Origin of the sequence: Streptomyces sp. NPDC094034, assembly GCF_040303865.1 — a bacterium.
Classification (GTDB): Bacteria; Actinomycetota; Actinomycetes; order Streptomycetales; family Streptomycetaceae; genus Streptomyces.
On sequence record NZ_JBEOUD010000092.1, the window covers coordinates 1 to 9015 of the forward strand.

Below are 9015 nucleotides of genomic sequence, written 5' to 3' on the forward strand. Positions count from 1 at the left end.
GCGCTGGACCCACCGCCGCGACCGTCTCCCCTACACCTACCAGGCCATCGCCACCCTGGTGTCCGACCGCAATACCACCACCTGACGGGCGCCACAACCAGGGCAAGCACAACTCACCCGCTATCACGCACCAACTCGTTAGGAGTCATCTCATTTGGTGAGTCGGCGGTAGCAGATTAGAGTGCAGGCGATGGCGGCGAAGGCGAGGAAGTGCTCGGCCTTGCGTTCGTAGCGGCGGTGGAGTGTACAGCAGCCAGCGAGCCACGCCACGGACCGCTCCACGACACAGCGGTGACGGCCCAGGCGGGCGGAGGATTCAATGCCGCGTCGGGCCAGGCGGTGCGTGATACCCCGCGCACGGGGCCATTGCCGCAGGTGGCGGTAGTCGTACCCCTTGTCGCCGTGCAGCTTGCCGGGCTTGCGGCGGTGCGGCCCGCGTCGCGAGCGGATCGGCGGGATACCCCGCACGAGCGGCTCCAGGCCCTGACTGTCGTGCATGTTCGCACTCGATATACCGACTGACAATGGCAGACCGGTGCGCTCGGTGATCAAGTGGATCTTCGACCCGTACTTACCCCGGTCGACAGGATTCGGACCCGTCAGCTCCCCCTTTTCATCGCCCTCATGTTCACCGAGTCGATCGCGCACCGCGACCAGTCCAACTCGCCACGGGATCCGAGCTCGTCGAGCACCAGGCGGTGGAGCCTGGCCCACACCCGGGCCTTCGACCACTCGGTGAAACGCCGGTGAGCCGTCGCGCCGGACGGCCCGAACGACGCAGTCGGCAACTGCTGCCACGTGCAGCCCGAGGTCGCGCATGGCCCGCTCGATCCCGTCGTCGTCCACGTCGGCCGGCTTCGGGGCGAGGCTGGAGGAGTCGCGGAACTCACTCGGAGTCGCCGGTGCGGGAACTCGGGGGCCAGTGAGCCGGTGTCCAGTCTCCCTCCGGGTCGGTGGTCTGGCCGACTTCGATCAGATGGCCGTCAGGGTCGCGGATGTAGCAGCGGATCTCGTACGCGTGTTGTTTGGGCGGCGTCAGGAACTGGGCACCTCGGGCGCTCCACTCCTCGTACAAGGGGTAGATGTCCCTGACGCGGATATTGAGGAAACTGCTGACCCGGCCGGAATCGCGCGGCGCCTCCAGGGTGACCGAGGGCTTGTCGTCCGTCGGGCCTCCGCCGACGTTGATGATGATCCAGCTGTTGGCCAGTGCGACATAGGTCAGGCCTCCAGGGCCGGAGTAGGCCAGCCGGCCGCCGAGCACTTCGGTGTAGAAGCGTCGAGAGCGTTCGACATCGTCCGAGACGATGAAGTGGGCCAGCACAATTCCCTCTGGCGGTACCGGGAGATCGGCCATCTGGTGCCTCCACTTGTCGGTCTCATGCGCCGTTGATGATGTGCATTGACGGTAGGTTCCCCCTTCGAAGGGGCCGGCAATTTCACCGGCTCGCCCTCCTGGAAGATTCGCGGGCAGCTGTACACGGATGGCTCGCCGCTTAGTACTGCAGTCGTGCTTCTTCATTTGTCCTGGTCACAGGGCCCTTTTGGAGCCTAGTGGGGGTGACGCCCTGTCAGGTTGACGGTGGTTCGTGACTCACCCGATCGGGGTAGGTGCGGTGCTGGTAGTGGCAGAGGCGGGCGGTGGCCTGGTGGCGTCGGCGCCAGTGGAACCAGTGGAGTCGACGTGGGGGTGAGCGGCGCCGGGTTGTGGGGGGATGGGCAAGGTCCAAGAGCCGTCGGATTTCTGCCACGGTGAGGCGAACGAGGCTGCTCGAACCGTTTCTGCGGCCCCCCTTTCGAGGGCATGTGCCGTCATGGCCGCCAGGAACGCGTGCGCGAGCAAGGACAGGGTGATGTGGCGGTACCAGCCGACATAGCGACGGACTTCGTACTGGTCCAGGCCGCATTCGTTCTTCGCGGCCTGGAAGCACTCCTCGATGGCCCACCGGGCGCCAGCCACCCGAACCAGCTCGGAGACGTCGGCGTCCGCCGGTGCGAAGGCAAGGTAGTAGGCGATCTCCTCGGGCCGCGCCAGGCTGCGGCGGGCCAGCACCCAGCGGTAGTGGGTGGGACCTGCGCCGTCGACGCCGGGCAGCTTAACCGCGGCCCAATCGTAGGGCGTCGGCGCGGAACGGGTCCGCGCGGGTGGCGATCTGGTGGTCACGGGCGACGGCGAGTACGTAGCCGACCTTGCCGTTTCTCCAGGGCGGTGCGCATGTGCGGGTCGGCTCCGTAGACCTCGTCGCCGGCCACCCAGGATGTGCGGACGCCGGCATCCAGCGCGCGGGTGATCATACGGACTGCGAGGGCGGGTTTCGTGGCGAAGGCGAGGCTGTCGGGTATCCCGGCGGCCTGGCAGCGGGCCGTGTCCTCGGTCCACCAACGCGGAACATACGGTTCCCGGTCTGTCGCCGCATGCCCGAGCGGAGTCGAGTAGGCAAGGTAGACGGCGACCTGGGAGTTCTCGATGCGCCCGGCAGTGCCGGTGTACTGGCGCTGCACCCCCGCCGTGCCCATGCCCTTCCTCAGGTCGCCGGTCTCATCCACGACCAGCACCGCATCGTCGTGGTGCAGGTGCTCGACGACGAAGCCGCGGAGGTCATCGCGTACCGCGTCGGCATCCCACCTGGCCCTCGACAGCAGGTGTTGCGGACCGTACGGGTTCGCGTCGCCGGCCTGCTCGGCGAGTGTCCGGCAGTTCTTGCGCGGCGGGTCCGACAAGAGTCCGAGCACGAACGCCCGTGCCCGGCGCCGAGGTTCTACCCGGCTGAACCGTCCCGCGATACGGTCCATCAGGACCTCGAACGTTCTCTGCCAGCAGGCAGATCTATGCTGTGGCCTGCGGCCACCGACTGATCTTCTGTCTTCACACACCGATGATCACCGGTGGCCGCACCCGTTCCCGGACCGGCCCCGACCACCAAGATCAGGATCTGGGCCCGAGCGTCAACTCTGGAGTTGAATCGGCTGATGGACATGTCCTCCCGAGAGATCCGTATGCCCCTCAGCGAGATCGTCGAAGTACTCCAGGACTTGAACGAGTTCGTCGTTTCCCTCGACCGACTCGGATCCCGCCAGGCATCCGGAGCCGCCGACGAATACACAGTCGGCACATTCATCGCCGACTGGGATGTCGCTCGCCGATTGGCCCGCGCCCGAGGCATCATCAGCGTCGCGCTGGATGCACAACTGAGCGACGAAGACAACGCCGAGATCGACGCCCTGTGCGACCAGGGCCGCTTCTACGGCACGGCCGGCGCCAACAGCCCCTCCTGACCAGTCCAGCAGCAAGCGCATCGGACCGGACCAATCGAGGCGGGGATTCAGACCGGCCCGGCACCTGGTACTCGACCAGCAAGATCGCGATCTACAGCTGGAGTATTACTGATCTTTTCGTAATTTCGGTGGGTGTGGTGGCCGTGTGGGTGGGAGGCTGTTGGCGTGGCTTATCAACTTTCTCCTTCGGTTGTCGGCTCTTCCCTTTCTCCTTTGTCGCGGCCTCAGTTGGCGCAGGCGCGTCGTGTTCGGGCGGTCGAGTTGTTCGAGGACGGCGTCTCGAATGCGGAGATCGCGAGGGCGGTGGGGGTGTGTGCCGAGAGTGTGCGGCGTTGGCGGCGGGTGTGGGAGCAAGGCGGTGCTTCGGCTCTGCGGTGACGGGCAGCCACCGGACGTCCGCCCAAGCTGGACGGCGCCCAGGTCGAGATGGTCCGGGCCGCGTTGGAGCAAGGTGCCCGGGCTCATGGTTTCGAGGCCGATCTGTGGACCCTGGAACGAGTCGGCGCCGTCGTGGAGCGGGTGACGGGGGTGGTGTTGTCGAGGGCGTCGGTGTGGCGGCTGCTGACCGGCCGGCTCGGATGGAGCCTGCAACGGCCTGAGCGGCGGGCGGTCGAGCGGGACGAGTCGGAGATCGCCCGCTGGATCGCGCATGAGTGGCCGCGCATCAAAAGGGGCCGTGAACACACGTGCCTGGATCGTCTTCCTCGACGAATCGGGCGTCTCCCTGCTCCCTCGGATCCGCCGCACCTACTCGCCCCGAGGGCGGACTCCGCTCCTGCGGCACCGCCTGAACTGGAAGCGCGCGTCGATGGCCGGGGCCTTGGGCTACCACTCCACCGACCCCGATCGCGGGGCCCGCCTCTGCTTCCATCTCAAGCCCGGCAGCTACGACACCGCCGGGCTCATCGAGGTCCTGGAGCAGATGAAGGTGTTCTACCGCGGTGAGCGAGTGGTCCTGGTCTGGGACGGCCTGTCCGCTCACTGGAGCCGGGCGATGCGGGCCTGGGCCGCCGAACAGGACTGGCTCACCCTGGAACGATTACCCGCCTACGCTCCCGAGCTGAACCCGGTGGAACTGCTGTGGTCCTCGCTCAAGAAGCGTGAACTCGCCAACCTCACCGGGGACCACCTCGCCGATGTCGCCGACGCCACCGAGCAAGGCATCCACCGCATCAACGCCAACCCCCGACTGCCATGGTCATTCCTCGCCCATACCGGCCTGACCATCCACTCACCACACCCACCGAACTTACGAAAAGATCAGTACGTAGGGTCTGGTGCAAAAGTGGATTTTGGTCGTGGATGATCACGCTTTGTGGGGGCGTGGTGATCTGACGGACGGCCAGTGTGACCAGCGCCTTCCCAGCGGACCCTAGCCGCCCGTGCCGGAATCCCCCTGCCCTGGTGCCCAGAACCTCGTCCACCTCCCACTCGATCCGGTTCAGTAACCGGTGAATGCGGTCAGGGCCTGTGTACCCGGCTTCTTCCGCGAGCGTCCAGCCGTTCTTTGCTCCAGCGGAGCAATCAGTCCTCGCATATACGCGAGCGTCGAATCCCGCGACTCCTGCTGGTTGAACCGGTGCACGAACCGCTCGTGCACGGCACGCAGTTCCCCGGCCCACAACCTGATATCTGCAAAATCCCACCCATAACCAGACCAACGACGAAGCTGTCCATCAGTCACCACAAATACCGGTGCAGTACTAGGTTGCGATGAGCTTCTGCCACCCGAGAACCGGCCAACTTTACTAGCCAAAGGCGGACTTGAAAGTGTCGCACATATGACAGCCGCCTATGGTTCGATGCGTATCGCAGATCGATCGATGAGGTTCCCTTCGGAAGGACATCCGTGCATCTCCTCCGCCTTGCCGCAGCAACTGCCTCGATTTCCCTGCTCGCCATCGTGATACCCACCACCGCCTTGGCTGCCCCTGCGACGCCGGAGCGCACCACCATCGGTGTCGATGTTTACACAAGTAAAAAGACAGACAAGCAGATACGTGACTACTGGACGCCGGCGCGGATGAAAGAAGCTCTCAGTAATCCTGCCGAGGCGCCCGCAAAATCAAACCACAGTCGTCGTACCTCCGTCGAAAGTGGCACGCAGAGGCAGGAATTGACGGCATCGGTCCCCGCGAGAGGATTCACTAGGGAACGTCAGGCGAAGGCCGCAGTCGAACCGATATCCGTCTCCCGGGAAGCGCCCGTCGGGCCTCCCGTCGTAGGCAAGCTGATCTTCACCCATCCCAATGGTGACGTTGGATCCTGTAGTGCAGCCTCTATTGTCTCGGACAACGAGAACACCATCTGGACTGCTGGCCACTGCATTCATGAAGGCGACGGCTCCGGCGATGCCGGCTGGATGACCGACATCTTGTACGTTCCAGGGTACCGGGATGGAGCTGAGCCCATCGGTGTGTGGACCGTCGCTCACCAATACGCTGCGTCGGCTTGGACTCAGGACGGTGACGAATACGAAGCCGATATGGCCGCCATCGTACTCAACACGCATACAAGTCGCGGTACTCTGGAGAGCGCAGTCGGGGCGGCATTCGGCTACCGCTTCACTGAGAACGAAACGGACTATCCGGATACCCTTGCGATCGGCTATCCCAACGAGGGTTACCAGCGAACCGATCTCAACGGGGAGCGCATGATGCATTGCGTAGGCGAAACCACCGATGCCAGCTTCTTGAACCCCTTCGATGACCGGATCAAGATGGACTGCGACATGGGTCGCGGAGCCAGCGGTGGCCCGTATGTCTACGGAGAGGACCCATTCGATCCCCGCATCGTCGGAGCCAGCAGTCACTATGAAGGCAATCTAACCACAGGGCAGCGCAATAGCGATGACCTGTTCTCGTCTGAACACGGAGCTTACGCCGCAGCTGTGATCAATACCGCCAACGGCGCCTGACACCACGAAGCCGTGCAACGACGGGCCCTTTCCCGCTCAGAGAGGGCCCGTCGTCCGTTACTGTCAGTCGACGAGAACTGTCGGCATACGGGCAGGAACGACATGCTTCTTTAGCTCCGAAAACATCGCATCGAAGACTTCCTGGTCGGTCATCTTCTCCACGCCTGCCGGAAGCTTCTTCCCTGACTTCGCCAAAGCGTTCTCCCACTGCCGGATGTTGTGCTCACGTGTCCGAGGTTCTTCCGTATGCGACTCCACCGATACCTCCGCAGCGTCGCTCGTCGCGAACGTCACCGCTGTCGCAGACGAGCCGCAGAGCGCAACCAACAGCGCAGCCAACGCGATCTTCTTCCGCACAGTCATGGCGACGAGACTAGCCGACACGCCTAGCTACTTGCCCCTGAAAATGGGTTTGGGCTGGCGACAGGTCCGTTGCCGAGGTGCGGTGGCAGGGCGTCCTTGTGCGATGGACCGTACTTCACGGCTGAGGACGGCCATCCGCTGGAGGTTGAGGCGAAAATCCCAAGTCCGGCCCAGGTCTGGGCACCGGTCAGGCGGCGGAGGCGGGTGCGGCGGAAACCGAAGCCGCGCTTGAGGTGGCTGATGCGGGCCTCGATGCCGACTCTCCAGTTGCGCACGCGCCGGAAGGGCCGGGTGCGTTCGTATTCACGGCGAGCCTTGCCCGGTTTTCCCGCGCGTTGCAGGCCGATCCGCTTCACGCCGAGTTCGGCCAGGGCCAGGTCGTTGGCCGCGGTGCCGAAGCCCCGATCGGCGACGACTGTGCCAGGCGGGCGGCCGGTCAGCGCGGTCACCCGCTCGACCGAGGGCACGGACTGTGGTGCGTCGGCAGGATTCCCGCGGTGGAGCGGGTGTTCGACGACGAAGCCGTGTTCGTCCTCGGCCACCAGGGCGGTGTAGCCGAACTGGGTCGGATGCTGAGGCCCGCCCTTGCGGATCGGCCGGGCATCGGGATCAGCCAGGGAGACCATCCGGTTTGAGATCGAGCGGATGCCCGCCAGCCGCTGCGCGGTCTGCTCCAGCAGCCGACGGGTGCCCGCCACGGTTTCGGCCAACTCGGTCACCACACACGTGAGGTGTCCCGAAGGCCGCTCGCGCAGCGCCCGGCGGGCGTTGCGCTCCACCGCGGCTGCGTCCCTCGTGGTCGTCCGGGCTACCGCGGCGATCTCGTCGGTGAGCCGGTCAATCTCGCCCATGGCCTGGCCGGTCCGCGCCGCAGTGTGCATGAGATCTCCTTCATCCCCCGTCCAGCCGACCGGCTGCGGTCACGGAACCGGGTGCGCTTGGCGGCGCCTGCGGCCTTGATCCTCCGTAACAGCCCACCCAGCTTGCGGACTCCGTGTTCCAGCAGGTCGGCGTCAGTGGGGTGGTCGATGTCGCGACTACACGCGTAACCCGCCACCCGCGCCGGAGCGGCGTGCTGACGGGCTCGGCGTTGCGCTGGTCGGAGCCGACGGATACGTCGGGCGGTGTGGCCTGGTTCACGGCGTCGCGCAGGGCGTCGAGCTGCCGGAAGACTTCGCGCTGGGTGACGTGGCGGCCCCTGAAGTCTTCCGCCTTGCTCAGGACGCCGTCGAGGCGGTCGCGCAGTTCGGGGGGAGGCGGGTTGAGGATTCGTTGCACGTTGCGCTCGTAGATGCTGAGCGATTCCTAGCGAGGGCGTATCCATGGCGGCCGGTACAACCGCATCTGGCCGTCACCGGCCTTGAAGCGTGGTGGCGACGATCAGGACGACGAGCAGACCCGAGACGCTGAGGTAGGTGCAGAGCCCGTGGAGGAGCGCGGGGTTCTCTCGACACATGGCCCTGAGCGCGGCGAAGCCGGTCCTGCCTTCGGACCGTGCCCGAAAGCCCAGGACGGAGATCTTCAAGGACGACCGGCTGACCGGCTGCCTCACCCGCCATCACTATCGAGGAGGCCGTCGATGAGGGTGTACGGCTCGTAGTCCTTGCGGGAGCGGTAGTTGCGGATACGGCGCATGGCCCAGAAGTCAGGCATTGGTCAGTTGACTCTCTCGTTATTCTGTGACGAAGGACGCGGAGATTGTTGACGAGGCAGTGCATGGGGAAGAGCTGGTGGAAGGGGCTCTTCCCCACACGCTTCTCCGGCACCGAGCCTTGATCCAGGTCTGGTTGCCGGGGCTGTGCACTCGCCCGCCATTCAGTACCGTCACGCACCAATCGGTGAGGGGGTGGTTGAGCGGGCCGGCCGAGGCTCCCCCACAGAGCGCGGCCGGGGCGTGGTCAGGCGCCGTCTCCTCTCTGAGGCGTGGTCGTGGGACGTCCGTGGCAGGCACGGCGGTCATCACGACCAGGAGGAGACCCCAGTCCGTGGACGCGAGAGAGAGGTCAGGCGGCGCCCGTTTCCTCGTCCGCGAGGACGGCGTACTCGGCGGCCATGATCGCGTTGAAGGTGCGGTCGGTGTGATCCACCGCCTCGTCCCTGCGGACGGCGCCGGACCTGCGCGAGTAGCTCCGGGCGGCGTCGCGGTCCTACAACCACCGCGCCTGGACTCTCAGCGAGCGCTTTGTGAGCGGCCCCGCGCGGAACTTCCCCTTGGCGAAAACCGGGACAAGGGGTCGAAAAGCCGAGCACTTGACCAGCACAGCGGTGCCGAACGGCAGAGATCTTCACCGGGAGCAACACCATCGGGCGACCCACGATCAACCGTGGATTGACGTCGCTCCCAGCTTCCGGCGCTTTGGGAGCGAGTGGGAGCGGCCCGGCTGAGGCCTTCCTCGACGGCTATGTCGCGGCCGACGTCCTCACCCCCGACCACCGCACGATCTCGCGGGTGTCGCACA

General features: G+C 65.5%; 7 protein-coding genes and 5 pseudogenes. 5 read left to right on the top strand and 7 right to left on the bottom strand.

The genetic code is table 11. From position 1 onward, the window contains the following. Nucleotides 1-150: 150 nt before the first annotated feature. From ABTZ59_RS36630 to ABTZ59_RS36640, 3 genes and pseudogenes are all read right to left on the bottom strand, one after another. A pseudogene (locus ABTZ59_RS36630) lies at nt 151-886 on the bottom strand (IS5 family transposase); the annotation flags it as partial. Continuing rightward, on the bottom strand, nt 887-1357 hold the full coding sequence (locus ABTZ59_RS36635) for a VOC family protein (RefSeq protein WP_351425609.1): 471 nt from the start codon (nt 1355-1357) through the stop codon (nt 887-889). A gap of 420 nt (nt 1358-1777) precedes the next feature. Then, nucleotides 1778-2793, bottom strand: a pseudogene (locus ABTZ59_RS36640) (IS701 family transposase); the annotation flags it as partial. Nucleotides 2794-2970: 177 nt separating this feature from the next. Here ABTZ59_RS36640 and ABTZ59_RS36645 point away from each other — a divergent pair. The 4 genes and pseudogenes from ABTZ59_RS36645 (at nt 2971) to ABTZ59_RS36660 (ending at nt 4582) form a co-directional block, all read left to right on the top strand. After that, nucleotides 2971-3276 (top strand): hypothetical protein, encoded by a 306-nt coding sequence (locus ABTZ59_RS36645; RefSeq protein ID WP_351425612.1) that lies wholly within the window; start codon nt 2971-2973, stop codon nt 3274-3276. 165 nt (nt 3277-3441) lie between these two features. Then, the gene (locus ABTZ59_RS36650; protein ID WP_351425617.1) at nt 3442-3654 is read left to right on the top strand and encodes a helix-turn-helix domain-containing protein; all 213 of its coding nucleotides are present in this window, start codon (nt 3442-3444) and stop codon (nt 3652-3654) included. A gap of 48 nt (nt 3655-3702) precedes the next feature. Next, nucleotides 3703-3915 (top strand): annotated as a pseudogene (locus ABTZ59_RS36655) (helix-turn-helix domain-containing protein); the annotation flags it as partial. 37 nt (nt 3916-3952) lie between these two features. Further along, complete coding sequence (locus tag ABTZ59_RS36660; RefSeq protein WP_351425620.1) at nt 3953-4582, top strand: transposase; 630 nt, start codon at nt 3953-3955, stop codon at nt 4580-4582. Nucleotides 4583-4685: 103 nt separating this feature from the next. Here the strand turns inward: ABTZ59_RS36660 and ABTZ59_RS36665 are convergent. After that, nucleotides 4686-4960, bottom strand: a pseudogene (locus ABTZ59_RS36665) (hypothetical protein); the annotation flags it as partial. Between the two features lie 165 nt (nt 4961-5125). Between ABTZ59_RS36665 and ABTZ59_RS36670 the strand changes: the two are divergent. Continuing rightward, nucleotides 5126-6193 carry a trypsin-like serine peptidase gene (locus ABTZ59_RS36670; protein WP_351425623.1) on the top strand — a complete coding sequence of 356 codons (1068 nt, stop codon included), beginning with the start codon at nt 5126-5128 and terminating at the stop codon, nt 6191-6193. Between the two features lie 63 nt (nt 6194-6256). Here ABTZ59_RS36670 and ABTZ59_RS36675 read toward each other — a convergent pair whose 3' ends face one another. From ABTZ59_RS36675 to ABTZ59_RS36685, 3 genes and pseudogenes are all read right to left on the bottom strand, one after another. Next, a complete protein-coding gene (locus ABTZ59_RS36675) occupies nt 6257-6556 on the bottom strand; it encodes a hypothetical protein (protein WP_351425627.1) in 300 nt (99 codons plus the stop codon). Between the two features lie 117 nt (nt 6557-6673). Then, nucleotides 6674-7592, bottom strand: a pseudogene (locus ABTZ59_RS36680) (transposase); the annotation flags it as partial. A gap of 315 nt (nt 7593-7907) precedes the next feature. After that, nucleotides 7908-8108, bottom strand: coding sequence for a hypothetical protein (locus ABTZ59_RS36685; RefSeq protein WP_351425631.1), 201 nt, complete (start codon nt 8106-8108; stop codon nt 7908-7910). Nucleotides 8109-9015: the final 907 nt, after the last annotated feature.